The organism is Streptomyces sp. NPDC021622 (assembly GCF_040640795.1).
Classification (GTDB): Bacteria; Actinomycetota; Actinomycetes; order Streptomycetales; family Streptomycetaceae; genus Streptomyces.
In genome coordinates, this window is sequence record NZ_JBFACK010000003.1 from 427,486 (window position 1) to 442,796 (window position 15,311).

Annotated in this window: 12 protein-coding genes and 1 tRNA gene; 4 read left to right on the forward strand and 9 right to left on the reverse strand. The window is 70.0% G+C overall.

What is annotated here, in order from left to right:
- Nucleotides 1-14: 14 nt before the first annotated feature.
- The 8 genes from AB0G47_RS09370 to AB0G47_RS09405 form a co-directional block, all read right to left on the reverse strand.
- Entirely contained in the window at nucleotides 15-701 is a 687-nt protein-coding gene (locus tag AB0G47_RS09370; protein WP_360766027.1) for a response regulator transcription factor, read from the reverse strand.
- Nucleotides 653-1,957, reverse strand: a complete 1,305-nt coding sequence (locus AB0G47_RS09375) for a sensor domain-containing protein (protein ID WP_360766029.1) — start codon at nucleotides 1,955-1,957, stop codon at nucleotides 653-655. The genes AB0G47_RS09370 and AB0G47_RS09375 overlap by 49 nt, the downstream gene beginning before the upstream one ends.
- A 488-nt stretch (nucleotides 1,958-2,445) precedes the next feature.
- Complete coding sequence (locus AB0G47_RS09380; protein WP_360766570.1) at nucleotides 2,446-4,119, reverse strand: AMP-binding protein; 1,674 nt, start codon at nucleotides 4,117-4,119, stop codon at nucleotides 2,446-2,448.
- A 48-nt stretch (nucleotides 4,120-4,167) separates the two neighbouring features.
- On the reverse strand, nucleotides 4,168-4,626 hold the full coding sequence (locus tag AB0G47_RS09385; RefSeq protein ID WP_360766032.1) for a DUF3592 domain-containing protein: 459 nt from the start codon (nucleotides 4,624-4,626) through the stop codon (nucleotides 4,168-4,170).
- A gap of 126 nt (nucleotides 4,627-4,752) precedes the next feature.
- Entirely contained in the window at nucleotides 4,753-5,355 is a 603-nt protein-coding gene (locus tag AB0G47_RS09390) for a lytic polysaccharide monooxygenase (protein ID WP_266866628.1), read from the reverse strand.
- Nucleotides 5,356-5,443: 88 nt separating this feature from the next.
- A complete protein-coding gene (locus AB0G47_RS09395; RefSeq protein ID WP_360766035.1) occupies nucleotides 5,444-6,109 on the reverse strand; it encodes a nucleoside/nucleotide kinase family protein in 666 nt (221 codons plus the stop codon).
- Nucleotides 6,096-7,265 (reverse strand): SPFH domain-containing protein, encoded by a 1,170-nt coding sequence (locus AB0G47_RS09400; protein WP_360766038.1) that lies wholly within the window; start codon nucleotides 7,263-7,265, stop codon nucleotides 6,096-6,098. Before AB0G47_RS09400 ends, AB0G47_RS09395 begins: the two co-directional genes overlap by 14 nt.
- 78 nt (nucleotides 7,266-7,343) lie before the next feature.
- Nucleotides 7,344-8,663 carry a peptidoglycan-binding protein gene (locus AB0G47_RS09405; protein WP_360766041.1) on the reverse strand — a complete coding sequence of 440 codons (1,320 nt, stop codon included), beginning with the start codon at nucleotides 8,661-8,663 and terminating at the stop codon, nucleotides 7,344-7,346.
- A 255-nt stretch (nucleotides 8,664-8,918) separates the two neighbouring features.
- Here AB0G47_RS09405 and AB0G47_RS09410 point away from each other — a divergent pair.
- The 4 genes from AB0G47_RS09410 (at nucleotide 8,919) to AB0G47_RS09425 (ending at nucleotide 14,043) form a co-directional block, all read left to right on the forward strand.
- Nucleotides 8,919-8,992 (forward strand) — tRNA-Lys (locus AB0G47_RS09410).
- A gap of 78 nt (nucleotides 8,993-9,070) precedes the next feature.
- On the forward strand, nucleotides 9,071-9,802 hold the full coding sequence (locus tag AB0G47_RS09415; protein ID WP_360766043.1) for a FadR/GntR family transcriptional regulator: 732 nt from the start codon (nucleotides 9,071-9,073) through the stop codon (nucleotides 9,800-9,802).
- A gap of 303 nt (nucleotides 9,803-10,105) precedes the next feature.
- A complete protein-coding gene (locus AB0G47_RS09420) occupies nucleotides 10,106-12,106 on the forward strand; it encodes a glycosyltransferase family 2 protein (protein ID WP_360766046.1) in 2,001 nt (666 codons plus the stop codon).
- Entirely contained in the window at nucleotides 12,103-14,043 is a 1,941-nt protein-coding gene (locus AB0G47_RS09425; protein ID WP_360766048.1) for a kelch motif-containing protein, read from the forward strand. The genes AB0G47_RS09420 and AB0G47_RS09425 overlap by 4 nt, the downstream gene beginning before the upstream one ends.
- Nucleotides 14,044-14,171: 128 nt before the next feature.
- Here the strand turns inward: AB0G47_RS09425 and AB0G47_RS09430 are convergent, their stop codons facing one another.
- On the reverse strand, nucleotides 14,172-15,206 hold the full coding sequence (locus AB0G47_RS09430) for a glycoside hydrolase family 6 protein (RefSeq protein ID WP_360766051.1): 1,035 nt from the start codon (nucleotides 15,204-15,206) through the stop codon (nucleotides 14,172-14,174).
- Nucleotides 15,207-15,311 lie beyond the last annotated feature (105 nt).

The window sequence follows — 15,311 nt, forward strand, 5'->3', positions numbered from 1 at the left end:
GTGATGCCCTCGGACTACGCCCGCAAGTACGCAAGGACCGCAAGGACCCGGCGATGCGTTCCTTCCCCCGGCGGCAGCCCCAGCTTGCCGAGGATGTTGCCGATGTGCTTGCCCACCGCCGCCTCGCTGACGACGAGTTCGGCGGCGATCGCCCCGTTCGACCTGCCCTCGGCGACCAGGCCGAGCACCTCGCGCTCGCGCGGCGTGAGCTGCTCCAGCGGGTCGCGGCGGCGGCGCAGCAACTGCCGTACGACTTCCGGGTCCACGACCGTTCCGCCGTCCGCGACCCGCTCGACCGCATCGGCGAACTGCTCGACCTGGCCCACGCGGTCCTTGAGCAGATAGCCGACGCCGGTGCCGTCGCCGGTGTCCAAGAGTTCGGCGGCGTACGAACGCTGGACGTACTGGCTGAGCACGAGCACCGGGAGCTTCGGCCGCTCGGCCCGCAGGGCGACGGCGGCGCGCAGGCCCTCGTCCCGGAAGCCGGGGGGCATGCGTACGTCGGTGAGGACGAGGTCCGGGTCGTGCCGCTCGACGGCGGCGCGGAGTTCATCGGCGTCGCCGAGCGCGGCAGGGACCTCGTGGCCGAAGCGGGTGAGCAGTCCGATCAGGCCCTCGCGCAGCAGCACGCTGTCCTCGGCGAGGACGATCTTCAGTCGGCGGCTGCTGGTGCTTGCGCTGGCTGCGGCTGGGCTCGGCACGGGATCTCCATGGACAGTACGGTCGGCCCGCCGGGCGGACTGGTGACCGTCAGTGTGCCATCGAGCACCGCGATGCGGTCCGCAAGGCCGGTCAGGCCGGTGCCGCGGCCGGGGTCCGCGCCGCCCTTGCCTTCATCGCGTACGTCGATGCGGAGGACGCCCAGCTCGTGGCGTGCCCTGATGTGCGCGCGGGGCGCCTCGCTGTGGCGGGCGATGTTGGTGAGGGCCTCGCGGGTGGTGAAGTACCCGGCGGACTCTACGGGTTCGGGGAGGCGGGGCAGCTCCAGGTCGGTGTCCACGGGGATCGGTGAGCGGTCGGCGGCGTCCTCGATGGCTGCGGCGAGGCCGTAGTCGGCGAGGACTTGGGGATGGATGCCGCGGATGAGCTCACGCAGTTCCGTGAGGACGTTCCCGGCCTCGTCGTGGGCCGTGGAGAGCCGGGCCGCCAGGGGGCTGCCGGGGGTGGCGTCGAGCCTGGCGAGGCCGAGGGCCATGGTGAGAGCGACGAGCCGCTGCTGGGCCCCGTCATGCAAGTCCCTTTCAACGCGCCGCCGTTCGGCCTCGAAGGCGTCCACCAGACGGGCCCTTGAACGGGTCACTTCGGCGAGCCTGCTGCTGAGCTCGGCCTCGCGGGGCGCGAGGAGGAGGCGGGCGAGGGCGGCGCGGGCGGCGGCGTAACCGCCGAGGGGGTAGAGGAGCGGGGCGAGCAGGGCGAGGCCGAGCAGGGCGGCGGCGAAGGCGCTCGGGTAGTCGCCGATCAGCCAGAGCTTGGCGGCACGGATCTCGCCGCCGTCCAGGGCGAGTTGGGCGGGGGCCGCGATGAGCAGGGCGGGGACGCCGGCGGTGCAGGCCAGGACGAGCAGGTCAAGGGGCCAGAGCACGAGGGCGAGCAGCGCGGTGTAGGCGAGCTCCCGCCAGGTCGCCTGCTCCTTGAGCCGCAGCGTGAACCAGGCGGGGATGCCGGGGGCTTCGGGGGTGCGGTGGGGAGTGGGCGCGGGGCCGGGATCCACGGGGCGGAGGCGGCGGCGCTCCAGGGCGGCGACGGGGATGCCGGTGAAGGCGAGCAGGGCGAGGAGGGGAAGGCCGATGAGTACGAGGCTGAGCGCGACGCCGGCGAGGGCCGCGGCAAGACCACCGACGAGCACGACCACTCCGAGGACGACACCGCCCCCGAGGTAGCCGAGGGCCCGCCACGGAGCACTGCTCGCCAGGTACCCCCGCCGCCGCAGCGCGGTCCACACGCTCTCCTGGGCCATGGGGGCAGAGTATGGGAGCCCTCCCTGCGGAGGGACGAGGCAGCTATGACTCCGGGTCCCGCACGGGACTTGCTCCCCTGCACCCCGGGTCTGCGACTCCGGTCCCGCACGGGGCTTGCTCCCCTGCACCCCGGGGCTGCGACTCCGGGTCCCCGCGCGGGGGCTTGCTCTCCTTGCCCACCAGACCGCGACTCCGGGTCCCATCGCCCAACCTGCTCTGTCCCGCCGCTTCGCGGCGGATCTTTCCCACCCACCCACCCGATCACCCTGCGGGGCAATCGGGCGGGTGGGCGGGAAAGGCCTGTTCGGTGAGCCGGGGCTGCGGGGCAATCGGGCGGGCGGGCGGGAGAGGCCTGTTCGGTGAGCCGGGGCTGCGGGGCAATCGGGCGGGCGGGTGGGAAAGGTCTGTTCGGTGAGCGGGGGCTGCGGGGTGGTCGGGTGGGTGGGTGGGAGAGGGGTGTTCGGGGCCCGCGGCCGTGCGGGGCCGTTCAGCCGGGCGGCAGCAGGCCCTCGCGTGCGTGGGCGCGGTACTCGGCGAGGAGTGCGGCGACGTCCGAGGGCGCCAGCGGGCGGTAGGCGGCCGAACCCGGGGGGCGCCACCAGACCGGGTCGGGGCAACGGAAGCCCGCCTTCCGCAAAGCGCTCCGTGCAACCTTGTTCGTCGCCGTCACCGGCATCCGCCGGACCACCCGCACAAAACGGGGCGCCATCTTCGTCCCCAGGTCCGGCTGAGAGAGGAGAAACTCGGCAAAGGCGAGGGGATCGAAGTCCGCCCCGGGGCGGGGCGCGACCGCCGCCATCACCTGATCCCCGGCCACCGGATCCGGCACCGCGTACACCGCCACGGCCGCCGCCCCGGCATACCGCGCCAGGATGTTCTCGATCACCGCCGCCGCCAGGTTCTCGCTGTCCACCCGGAGCCGGTCGTCCGTGCGCCCCGCGAAGTAGAGGAAGCCCTCCGCGTCGCGGTAGAAGAGGTCCCCCGTCCAGTACCACCCGCCCCGCAGCCGCGCCGCATCCGCCTCCGCATTGCGCCAGTACCCCTCGAAGGGACTGCGCCCCTTGTTCACCAACTCCCCTATCGCCGCATCCCCGTTGAGCAGCCGCCCGTCCGAGGCGAAGACCGCGGGAGGACACTCCAGAAACGTGCCGGGGTCCACCACCGCGAGCTCGTCCCCCGGCGCCGCCCTGCCGATCGCCGCGGCCGGCGTCCCCGGCGTCCGCTGGATCGCCGCGCCGCCCTCGGACGACCCGTACCCCTCCACGAGCCGCACCCCGAACCGCTCCTCGAACCGCGCCGCGTCCACCGCCCCGGCCTCCGTGCCGAAGCCCATGCGGAGGGGGTTCCGGGCGTCGTCGGCCCGCTCCGGCGTCGCCAGGAGGTACTGGACCGCGCGGCCCACGTAGGTGAAGTACGTCGCCCCGTACGCGCGTACGTCGTCCAGGAACGCCGAGGCCGAGAAGCGCCGCCGCAGCGCAACCCCCGCCCCGGCCGCGAGCGCCGGCGCCCAGTCCGCGATCACCGCGTTGCCGTGGAACATGGGCATGCAGATGTAGTGGACGTCGGACGAATCGACCCCGAAGTGCGTGACCAGCGACTGCCCCGCCGCGGCAAGGCGGCCCTGGCTGCAGATCGCCGCCTTGGGCGCGCCCGTCGAACCCGAGGTGAAGTAGAGGAGCATCCGGGCGGCGGGCGTCGCGGCAGCGGATATCTCCGGGGTCGCGTCGGCGTAGGAGGAGAGGAGTTCGCCGTACGCGTCCGAATCCGTCACCAGGACGCGTACGTCCGGGAGTTGGAGGCCGTCGAGGAGCGGGAGGTGGGAGCGTTCGGTGATCAGGACCCTGCAGTCCGTGTGGACGATGTCACGGGCCAGCTCGGCGCCCCTGCGGGTGGGGTTGATGCCCGCGACCGCCGCGCCCGCGAGCGCCGCCGCGCTCAGCCACAGGGGGTACTCGGGGGTGTTGTCGAGCAGCACGCCGATGTGCGGCTCGACTCCCCTCGGCAGGAGGTCCGCGAGGAGCGCGGCTCTGGCCGCCGCGCCCGCCGCGATCTGATGGTGCGTCAATTTCTCGTGCTCGAAGTGCAGTCCGGGGCGGTGGTCACCCCAGCGCGCCCGCACGAGCTCCGCGACCGTGCTCCCCGTGCTCCCCGTGCTCTTCATGGCCATGGCCGCGCACCATAATTGATGCTCCGTCAGATGAGGAGAGGGTCACGGAAGGTCTGACGCGAACAGGTCGTTCGCCGTCACCATGAAGAAGACACAGAAGGCGAGCATGACGCCGAAGAAGCAGAGCAGGCCTATCGTCCCCGCCGCCATCTTGACGGGGCTCGGCGCGTGCGCCGTCGCCTTCTCGGGGCGGTCGGCCGTGTAGTGCACGGTGACGAAGTCACCCTCGACGGTCGTCGCCGGGCCGTTCTCCTCCTCGAAGCGGACCGCCCGGCCGCCGGATGGCGTGAACTCGTAGACGTGGTGGAGCGTGGTGGTGATGTGGCCGCTGTCGCCGCCGCGGCGGCTCGTCGTCGTGTACGTCCGCAGGCAGCGCGCCTCCGCCGTGAGGCCGCTCGACCAGGCCTGCCCGAGCTCCAGGGAGCGCTTGACCACCTTGACCGCCATGGCGATCACCACCGCCGCGATCAGGGTCGGTACGACGTAGAACATGAACTCCATGGCTGTCCCCCGATAGTTGATGCAAGTCGCACCAGCTGATGGTGCTGTTCCGCGCACGCCGTCCCGGTCATGGACGGCGTGCGCAGAACCTACCCGTGGGGAAAGCCGCAGGTCCTCAAGCCAAGCTCAGAATTTGACGTCCGAGCAGGCATAGAAGGCGTTCGACGTGTCGTGGACCGTCCACACCGCGACGATCACGTGGTGCCCGCTCCTGCCGCCGGGGATCGTCCCAGCGTGCGAGAGCGTGGCGGGCGGCTGCTGTCCGCCGTAGGGGACGTCGAGGAACGGGGTGGTGTCGAGCGCCGCCCGGGTCAGCGGCTTGCTCTCGTCCCAGCCCTGCTTGGTGATGTAGTACTTGAAGTCCGTGGTGCTGTGCCGTGCCGTGAACTGCCAGCGGAAGGTGTAGCTCTGCCCGCCGCTGACGCTGGTCGCGGGCCAGGCGCCGCCGCCCGGCGCGGTCGGCTGGTTGAGCGAGTCGAAGCCGCCGATGCCCGCCGAGCAGATCTTGCCGTCGGCGGGACCCGCCGCCGGGAAGCCCTTGGGGCCCTCGACGCTCTGGGGTTCGTACTGGATGGAACCGCAGCCGCTCACCGTGCCGTTGGCACAGTTGATCTGGCGGCTGGCCGGCAGGTCCGTGTAGCCGTGGCTGCTCGCGCCGCCGGACGAGAGCGCGAGGGCCCCGACCGTGGTGACGCCGAGCAGGGCCGCGTACGTCTTCTTGTTTCGCATGCTGCCGCTCCAGGGGGAAACGTGGGGGGAGTTCCGTGAGCTGTGCGCGCGCTGCGGGGCGAGTTCTGCGGTCTAGACCAAGTCCAGATTATGGCCGGTAGTTGAACATGTCCATACCAAGTGTGGAGAGGGTTCGGTCGCAGCGGTGGCGCGACCTCTCGACCAGGTCGCCGTTCGGGTCGTCGTTCGTCTCCACCCACGCACGGGCCTCGTCGGACGTCCGCCCGCCCGCCAACTGCCGCTCGAGCAGCCTTGGTTGACGCACCTCTCCCGGCGTCTGCACATACCAGCACTCCCCCATGAGCTCCCGGGCCGTACGCCAGCCGGGCAGATCGCAGGCGAGATAGTTCCCCTCGGTGACGACGAGCCGGGCGGCCGGCGGGACACGGTGCCGGGCGGCCACCGGCTCGTGGAGGGTGCGGTCGTAATCGGGTACGTAGATGTCCGCGCCGGTGTCATCGAGGACCCGGCCGAGCAGCTCGACGTATCCCCGGACGTCGAAGCTCGGCTCCGAACCCTTGCGGGAGGTGAGGGAGAGGCGCTCCAACTGGGCGTTCGACAGATGGAATCCGTCGAGCGGCAGATAGGCGGCGCCCTCACCGATCGCCGCCACAAGCGCCCGCGCCAGCGTCGACTTGCCGGCGCCGGGCGGCCCCGCGATCCCCAGGAGGGTGCGGGGCCGGCCTGCGGTCAGCCGCCAGGCGTCCTTGGCGAGGGCGGTCAGTTCGGGCGTGGCGGGGTCAGCGGTCTCCATGCCCCGTATAGAACGCCACCGTCAGGTCCTTGACCAAGGCCTTGCGCTCGTAGTCGTCGAGCTCGACCAGGCCCCGGGTGGTCAGCCGGGTCACCGTGTCCTCGACGGAGTCCACCACCGAGGTGAGCACGGTGTCGCGGTGCCGGGCGTCCAGGGCTTCGACCCGGCGGCGGTGTATGGCCTCCGCGACCTCGGGGGCGTACTCGATCCGGGTCGGCTGGGCCGAGAAGATCTCGATGCCGACCGGCTCGGCCTCCGCGGCGAGCATCCGGGTCAGCGCGTCGCCGACGGCGTCCGCGTCGCGCAGGGTCGGGGTGTCGTCATGGAAGGCGTCGGCGGGCAGCCGGGAGAGCACACGGGCCGTCGCCGCCTCGACGCACTCGCGCAGATACTCCTGGTGGTCGGCGACGCCGAGGGTCGCCCGCGCCGCGTCCTTGACCCGCCACACGACGAGCACGACGACCCGCAGCGCGACCCCGCCCCGGTCCACGGCCGGCATCGGTTCACTGCGCCAGTGCCTCAGGCGTACGTCGACGCGGCGGCGCAGCAGGAGCGGGTTCACCCACATCAGACCGGTGCGGCGGACACTGCCCCGGTAGCGCCCGAAGAGGGTGAGCACCCACGCCTTGCCGACCCGGCCCCTGGCCAGGCCCCCGAACCCGAACAGGGCGAGCGCCCCGGACCCCGCGAGCGATGCCCACTGCGCGAGGCCGATCCCGCTGTACTCCGCGGCCGCCGGCAGCCCCGCCGCCCCGGCCAGCGGCTCGGGCAGCACCCCGGCCCAGCACAGCGCGGCCGCACACCCGGCGGCACCCGCGGCCCCGCCGAGCACGCCGACCCCGCCGGGCAGCACCCGCGCGGGCCGCTCGGCGATGGCGGGGTCGAGGGCGGGCACGGGACGCGCCGCCGCGGGCCGCGGCGCCGGCCGCCGGGCTGTGGCGCGCGGCTGCTCGCCCGTGCCCTGCCGCCGCCGCACGACCGCGGGCGTCAGCGGGACCCCGGGATCGGCCGGGTCGTCCCGGAAGAGCAGATGCAGGGGGATCTCGGTGGTGGCCTCGCTGTGGATGAGCCGCTGCGAGCGGGCGGCGGGGTCCGGCTGCCCGTCGGGGTGGGATGGCTGCGGGGTCTGTGGCTCTGATGCCGCCGTCGCACTCATCCTTGCCTCCACTTCATTCGTACCTCGATCTCATACGTAACCGAGTCACCTTCGTGCCCGCATCTCATCCGAGCCCTCTCACGAGAACAGCCGCCGCCACGTCTCGGGCCCCGGATAGCCGTCCGCCGCGGCGCCCCGCCAGCCCTGGGCGCGCTGGAACGCCTCGACGTTGCGGCGGTCGCTCTCGCTCCAGCGCGGGCCCGGGCCCTTGGCGTAGTGCTTGCCGAAGCCCTTCTTCACCAGCTGTCTGCCGAGCTTCTCGATGGACGGGCTCGACTGGCCGGGGCGGAACACTCCCCTGCCGGGGTACGCGGGGACCTTGCCGTGGGCGCCGCCGGCCCCCGCCCCCGCCGTGGGGATGTCGCGCCCCTTGCCCTTCATCAGGTACGACCACGTCGTCGGCCCCGGCAGTCCGTCCGCGTCCGCGCCGCTCCAGCCCTGCGCCCGCTGGAACGCCTGCGTGGCCCTGCGGTCCGCGTCGCCCCAGCGCGGCCCCGGCCCCGTGCGGTAGAAGCGGCCGCCGCCCCGGCCGACCAGCGCCTTGCCGAGCCGCGTGACGTACTTGTTGTCCGCACCGGGGCCGAACGACCCCGCTCCCGGGTAGCGCGTTGCCGCGCTCGGGCCCGAGTCGCCCGGAACGCCGTCCGTCACGCCCTTGTAGCGGTAGGCCTGATAGCGGCCCGCATTGCTCCAATAGGCATAAGGAGTTGTCCGCTTCCGGGCGTACGGGCGGGCCTGTTCGTACGCCGTGTACCGCGTGCGCGACGCGTTCGTCCAGCCGCCGAAAATCGTCACGTGCGAGCCCTTCTCGGGGTTCGCCGGATTGTGGAAGAGAAGGATGTCCCCGGGCTTCAGCTGGGCCTTCGTAATACGGACCGCGTACGCCGCAAGGCTTCCCGTCCATTCATTGCCGCCGAGATTCCAGGCCATCGAGACAAAGCCCGAGCAGTCCTGCCGGTATCCGTCGGACCAGAAGGCGTTCATGCTGTACGGCACCTTCGCGGCGACCCACTCCCTGGCCCGCTGCAGGATCTCGGCCCGCGTCGTCGCCGGTACCGCCGAGCCCGCCGCCGGGCCCGGAGCGCCCAGTGCGCCCGGCGCTCCGTGCAGCGCGCTGGTGCCGCCCTGCGGGCCAGGACCGTCATCTCCGGGGACGGCGGGACCTGCCGGTGTCCGCGGCACCTCCGGCGCCGCCACCGCCGGCAGCGCCTGTCCGCCGCCGAGCACCGTGCCCGCCGCCGTGGCGAGCACGAGGGCCCGGCGAGCCCCGTGCGCCGCGGGGTGGCCACCAAGACGTACGGGAAGTCCGCGGGCCAGGTCCCTTCGCCGGTGAATGCATCCGGGGCAGTCACAGTCGCCATCGGGCTCGAATTCCTCGAATACCGGAGCACCGTCCATGCGATTCCCCTCACACTCCGGATGAGAATGTCCGCGTCGCATCTGCACGATCGTCAGTTTCTCAACTGTCCGGCGATATCGCATGTTGACGGTCCGAAAGGTGGATCCGCCCCGCATTCACTCCCCCCACCGCCCGCGGACCGGCCCCGAGGAAAGCGCGCTCGAAGCTCAGCCCAATGCCACCCCGAGCACCCGCAAGCTCCCGGATGGTCCGGAGCACCCGTCGGCATCCGGTAGAGTTCTCCAGGTCAGCACGCGCCGCTAGCTCAGTTGGTTAGAGCAGCTGACTCTTAATCAGCGGGTCCGGGGTTCGAGTCCCTGGCGGCGCACAGACTGCGAAAGCCCTCCGTTCACGCGGGGGGCTTTTGTCATGCCACCACTGGCACGGGTGCCGCTACCGTTGCGCCATGGCGCGCGACATCCAGGAGCGGATCAAGAAGCTCATCATCGACCAGCGGCTGCCCTCCGGCGCCTCCCTGCCCACCGAACCGGAGCTGATGGAGCGCCTCGGCGTCAGCCGGAACTCCGTACGGGAGGCGCTCAAGGCTCTCCAGGCGATGGGGATAGTGGAGATCCGTCATGGTTTCGGCACCTATGTCGGACCCATGTCGATGGCACCCATGATCGAGGGCCTCGCCTTCCGCACGGTGGCCGGCCACTATCGGGGCGAGGACAGCCTGCTCCAGCTCCTGGAGCTGAGGGAGGCCGTGGAGACCGGGCTCATCGCGCGCCTCGCGGGCGCCATCCCGGCCGCCGACCTTGCCGAACTGGACGCCCTCGTGGATCAGATGGAGGCCGAGGCGACGGCGCAGGGCACGCGGAACGGCCGGGACGCCACCGTCCACGCCGAGACCGACCGCGCATTTCACGCCACTCTCTACCGGTGTCTGCGCAATCCGCTGCTCGGCGAGGTCCTGGAGGCGTTCTGGGACGCCTTCCATCGGGTGCGCACCGACCTGGTGGACGTGCCGCACGATCCCAAGGTCACCTGCCGCCAGCACCGCGACATCCTCGACGCGGTCCGCTCCGGGGACGCCGTCCGAGCCGAGCGGGCAATACGGGAACACTTCGGTAATATTCGAACGCGATTGAGCTCTCCCGTCTCAGAGGTTTCCCCAAATCGCTCGTATGACCGGTAAACACCTTGTTTCGCTCTTGCGATCATGGCTAGGGGAAGTAGAACCTTGTGCTGGAGCCACTGGCTCTCATGAGGCAGGCGGTACGGGGCAGTTGGGGGGCCTCACCACCTACCGGAAAGAGCCACGGGGCGGGGGTCCCGTTCGATAACGGATGCCTAGGGGGGCATCATGCAACCGGAAGGTTGTCGTCCCCGTCTAAGGGGACGGTGGCCTGCCACTGATGCGTCCGTGAAGGTCGAGGGGGACCAGACCGGGCGGAAGGACCAACGAACACGCGGGTGACCGCGTGCGGGGGGATGACTCATGACGTCGACGCCGACGGGCGCGCGGCCGGACGACCCGTCACAGACGACCCAACTGCGGGTGCCATCGCACCGGACGGGCGGGTTCCGGCGTATCAAAAAGGCGCTGCCGAGATACGACTACGAGCATTACAGCCGTCTCGCGGGGCCGCTCACGCAGCCCGATCCGAACAAGCCGTACAAGGTGCAGTACCGCTCCCTGCTCTCGCAGGAGCCGCACCGGATCCGGGCCGCCCTGATGCTGGGCGCCGCGCCGCTGCTCTCGCTCGTGCTGCTCGCCTGGCTGCTCCAGCCGACGCACTGGACCGAGCGCGACTACGTGGCCAACGACTGGCTGCCCGTGCTCGACATAGTCATGCTCATATCGATCGGCCTGATCGAGTTCTTCCGCTGCATGAACGTGCTGTCGAACGCGCACGCCACGCTCGTCGCCCGTGACCCGATCCCCGTCGTGCCGGAGACCGGCACCAGAGTCGCCTTCCTCACCTCCTTCGTGCCCGGCAAGGAGCCGCTGGAGATGGTGACGAAGACCCTGGAGGCCGCGGTCAAGATCCGGCACCGCGGCCTGATGCACGTCTGGCTCCTCGACGAGGGCGACGACCCCGCGGTGAAGGAGGTCTGCGCCAGGCTCGGCGTGCACCACTTCTCCCGCAAGGGCGTCGCCAAGTGGAACCTGGCGAAGGGCCCGCACCGCGCCAAGACCAAGCACGGCAACTACAACGCCTGGCTGGACGCGCACGGCGACGACTACGACTACTTCGCGTCGGTCGACACCGACCACGTCCCGATGCCGAACTACCTGGAGCGGATGCTCGGCTTCTTCCGCGACGAGAACGTCGGCTTCGTCATCGGCCCGCAGGTCTACGGCAACTACGACAACTTCATCACGAAGGCCGCCGAGTCCCAGCAGTTCCTCTTCCACGCCCTCATCCAGCGTGCGGGCAACGCCTACGGCGCCCCGATGTTCGTCGGTACGAGCAACGCCGTACGCATCAAGGCGCTGAAGCAGATCGGCGGTCTGTACGACTCGATCACCGAGGACATGGCGACGGGCTTCGAGATCCACCGGGCCACGAACCCGAAGACCGGCAAGAAGTGGAAGTCGGTCTACACCCCGGACGTGCTCGCGGTCGGCGAGGGCCCCAACGCCTGGACGGACTTCTTCACGCAGCAGCTGCGGTGGTCGCGCGGTACGTACGAGACCATCCTCAAGCAGTTCTGGAAGGCGCCGTTCTCGCTGCCGCCGGGGCGGCTCTTCAACTACACGATGATGGTCATCTTCTACCCGATGTCCGCCATGAACTGGATCCTGGCCGCGCTCAGTTGCGCGCTGTTCCTGGGCATGGGCGCATCGGGCGTGAACATCGACCCGACGATCTGGCTGATGCTGTACGGCAACGCGTCGGCGCTGCAGATCGGCCTCTACATCTGGAACCGTCGCCACAACGTCTCGCCGCACGAGCCCGAGGGCTCCGGCGGTGTGGCCGGCATGGTCATGTCCGCGCTCTCCGCGCCGGTGTACGCGCGCTCGCTCCTGGACACCGTGCTGCGCCGCAAGAGCAAGTTCGTGGTGACCCCCAAGGGCGATTCGGCCAGCCCGGACACACTGTTCGGCACGTTCCGCATCCACCTGTTCTTCATCCTGGTCTTCGGCGGTTCGATGGCCGCCGCGTTCGTGTACGACCACGCCCACCCGGCAATGATCATCTGGGCCACGTTCGCCCTGCTGATCACGGCCGCGCCGATCTTCGCGTGGCGCTGGGGCATGCGGCAGGAGAAGAAGAAGCGCAAGTCGCGGCATGGGGCAGGACCTTCGGGGCCGCCGTCCGGCGGGGACCCGATGGTGCCGCAGCAGCTCGACGCCACGGCACAGCTGCCGCAGGCGCCGCACGCAGTACAGGCACCACAGACGCCACAGGCACCGCACGCGCCGCAGCAGAAGCCCAGCTGGGCGGCGACCGACCAGACCATGCAGATTTCCCTTGGGGGACGTAAGAAATGAAAGACCGTTCCAGCCGCCGCCGCGCCCGCCGCATCGCGATAGGCGCGGCGGTGGTCATAGCGCTGGCCGGGATGAACGGCCCGTGGCTGTGGCGCGTGGGTTCGGAGAAGTACCACGACTACAAGATCAACAAGCCGGAGTACAAGGCCGACAACGGCCACTGGCAGGTCGTGAACTTCCCCGAGGAGTACCGCCAGAACACCATCCACGCGGCGCTCCTGCACACCGGCAAGATCCTCCTGGTCGCCGGCTCCGGCAACAACCAGAAGAACTTCGACGCCAAGAAGTTCGACACGCGCCTGTGGGACCCGGTCAAGAACACGATCAAGAAGATCAAGACGCCCGTCGACCTCTTCTGCACCGGCCACACCCAGCTGGCCAACGGCAATCTCCTCATAGCCGGCGGCACCCAGCGCTACGAGAAGCTCAAGGGCGACATCACCAAGGCCGGCGGCCTGATGGTGGTGCACAACGAAGACCCGGACAAGCCGATCACGCTGCCGCCCGGCACGAAGTTCACCGGCAAGAAGAACGGCAAGACGTTCGTCTCCAAGGACCCGGTCGTCGTCGAGCGCGCCAAGAAGGTCTTCGACAAGGCGACCGGCAAGTTCCTGCGCAACGAGCCGGGCCTGGGCCGGGTGTACGTCGAGGCGCAGAAGAGCGGCTCGAAGTACGAGACGGGCACGCAGGACAACTACCGCGTGCAGGGCCTCAAGGGCGCCGCGACCCGTAACACGTACGGCATCGCGCAGAAGCTCGCCCTGGACAAGAAGGACTTCCAGGGGATCAAGGACTCCTTCGAGTTCGACCCGGTCGCCGAGAAGTACATCAAGGTCGACCCGATGAACGAGGCGCGCTGGTACCCCACGCTGACCACGCTCTCGGACGGCAAGGTGCTGAGCCTCTCCGGCCTCGACGAGATCGGCCAGCTGGTCCCGGGCAAGAACGAGATCTACGACCCGAAGACCAAGAAGTGGACGTACACCAAGCAGGTCCGCCAGTTCCCGACCTACCCTGCGGTCTTCCAGCTGGAGAGCGGCAGGCTCTTCTACTCGGGGTCGAACGCGGGCTACGGCCCTGACGACGTCGGCCGCAAGCCCGGCACCTGGGACCTGGAGAAGAAGGGCAGCTGGAAGACGATTCCGGGGATGAGCGACCCGGACCTCCTGGAGACCTCCAACACGGTGGAGCTGCCGCCCGCGCAGGACCAGAAGTACATGGTCGTCGGCGGCGGCGGTGTCGGCGAGTCCAAGAAGTCCAGCAAGAAGACCCGCATCGTCGACCTCCTGGACGACAACCCGAAGTTCGTCGACGGGCCCGAGCTGGAGAAGGGCACCCGCTACCCGCAGGCCTCGACGCTGCCCGACGACTCGGTCCTCATATCCGGCGGCTCCGAGGACTACCGCGGCCGCAGCGACTCGAACATCAAGCAGGCGCGGATCTACGACGCCAAGACCGGCAAGATGCGCCGCGTCGCCGACCCGGAGGTCGGCCGCAACTACCACTCGGGCTCGCTCCTGCTGCCCGACGGCCGCGTGATGTTCTTCGGCTCCGACTCGCTCTACGCCGACAAGGCCAACACCAAGCCCGGCACCTTCGAGCAGCGCATCGAGATCTACACGCCGCCGTACCTGTACCACGGCTCGCAGCCGACGCTGAGCGGTGGCCCGGAGGAGATCAGGCGGGGCGGGTCCGGCACGTTCAAGTCGAAGCATGCCTCGTCCATCAAGACGGCCCGCCTTATTCGGCCGAGCGCGTCGACGCACGTGACGGATATCGACCAGACGTCGGTGGCCCTGGACTTGAAGAAGTCCGCGGACGGCGTCACGGTGACGATCCCGAAGGAGCGGAGCCTGGTGGAGTCGGGCTGGTACATGCTCTTCGTCACGGATGATCAGGGCACGCCGAGCAAGGCCCAGTGGGTCCACGTGCCGTAAGCAGCGCCCCGTAGGGGGCGCGGGGAACTGCGCGAGCAACCAGCGAAAAACCGCAGTCGCGTCTGCCAGGTATCTCGGCAGACGCGACTGCGGCTTTTATGTGGCTGGTCGCGCAGTTCCCCGCGCCCCTAACGGGCCGCCTTCGCCAGGCCCAGTGCGTACTCGGGCCACCACTCTCCGGCCTTGGGGCCACCCCGGCACGTGCCGTCCGACTCGCCGGGCCGCTTGACCCACAGGTACGCGTCGACCAGCGGGTCACTCGTCTTGGTGGACGGAGCCTCGCCGAGCGCGCGGCCAGGCGGATTGCACCAGGAGTCCTTGCCCTTGGTGTACGCGCCGTTGCCGTTGCGCGCGGTGTCGATGACGAACGGCTTGTTGCCGATCTTCGCCGACAGCTTCTTGCCGAACTCCGTACTGGCCTCGGTGGTCTGGAAGTTGGAGACGTTCACCGAGAAGCCGTCGGCCTGCTCGACGCCGGACCACTTCAGGGGCTCCCAGAGCGAGTCCGGGTTCTTCCAGCCCGCGTTGCCCGCGTCCAGGTACACCTTGGTGTTCTTCAGGGACTTGAGCTTCTCGATAGCGCCCTTGAGCAGGTCGTAACGCTCCTCGTGGAACTCCTCCGGCGTGCAGTTGTCGACCATGTGGAGCACCGCGTCGGGCTCCAGGATGACCGTGGTCTTGCGGTCGCCGATGCCCTTGGCGACCTGGTCGATGAACTTCCTGTACTCGTTGCCGTCGGCCGCGCCGCCGCCCGAGTACTGACCGCAGTCGCGGTGCGGGATGTTGTAGAGGACCAACAGGGCGTCCCGGTCGGCCTTCTCCGCGGCCTCGGTGAAGCCGCGGGCCTGCTCCTCCGCGTTCTCCGGGACGATCCATTCGGCGACCGGCTGCTCGGCGATCTGCCGGATCAGCTCCGCGTCGTCCTTCTTGCCGTCCTTCTCGTACGAGGCGACCTGCTTGGCCGCGTTGCCGTCCGGGTTGACCCAGTACGGGTCGGTGCCCTTGGGCTGCTGCTTCACCGGCTGTCCCGACGACTCGTTGTCCTTGCCGGAGTCATCGGAGGAGCACCCCGACAGCAGCAGCGCAGCCCCCGCAAGCGCCGCCGCAGCCTTCACCCCCCTGGCCGCGAATCCGTGTCCGCGGCCGGTGCCTTTGTGGTACATCCACTCCCCCTTGGGTGCACTGTCCGATTCTCAATCCTGACATACGCACTCCCTGCCCACGAGGCCCGCCCGTCCGCTGCCGGGAGCTGTTGGAGACCTGTTACA

Excerpts from the sequence above, each read along its gene's own strand:
- AB0G47_RS09375 (WP_360766029.1), bottom strand. The coding sequence starts at position 1,957 with ATGGCCCAGGAGAGCGTGTGGACCGCGCTGCGGCGGCGGGGGTACCTG.
- AB0G47_RS09380 (WP_360766570.1), bottom strand. The coding sequence starts at position 4,119 with ATGAAGAGCACGGGGAGCACGGGGAGCACGGTCGCGGAGCTCGTGCGG.
- AB0G47_RS09385 (WP_360766032.1), bottom strand. The coding sequence starts at position 4,626 with ATGGAGTTCATGTTCTACGTCGTACCGACCCTGATCGCGGCGGTGGTG.
- AB0G47_RS09390 (WP_266866628.1), bottom strand. The coding sequence starts at position 5,355 with ATGCGAAACAAGAAGACGTACGCGGCCCTGCTCGGCGTCACCACGGTC.
- AB0G47_RS09395 (WP_360766035.1), bottom strand. The coding sequence starts at position 6,109 with ATGGAGACCGCTGACCCCGCCACGCCCGAACTGACCGCCCTCGCCAAG.
- AB0G47_RS09400 (WP_360766038.1), bottom strand. The coding sequence starts at position 7,265 with ATGAGTGCGACGGCGGCATCAGAGCCACAGACCCCGCAGCCATCCCAC.
- AB0G47_RS09405 (WP_360766041.1), bottom strand. The coding sequence starts at position 8,663 with ATGGACGGTGCTCCGGTATTCGAGGAATTCGAGCCCGATGGCGACTGT.
- AB0G47_RS09415 (WP_360766043.1), top strand. The coding sequence starts at position 9,071 with ATGGCGCGCGACATCCAGGAGCGGATCAAGAAGCTCATCATCGACCAG.
- AB0G47_RS09420 (WP_360766046.1), top strand. The coding sequence starts at position 10,106 with ATGACGTCGACGCCGACGGGCGCGCGGCCGGACGACCCGTCACAGACG.
- AB0G47_RS09425 (WP_360766048.1), top strand. The coding sequence starts at position 12,103 with ATGAAAGACCGTTCCAGCCGCCGCCGCGCCCGCCGCATCGCGATAGGC.
- AB0G47_RS09430 (WP_360766051.1), bottom strand. The coding sequence starts at position 15,206 with ATGTACCACAAAGGCACCGGCCGCGGACACGGATTCGCGGCCAGGGGG.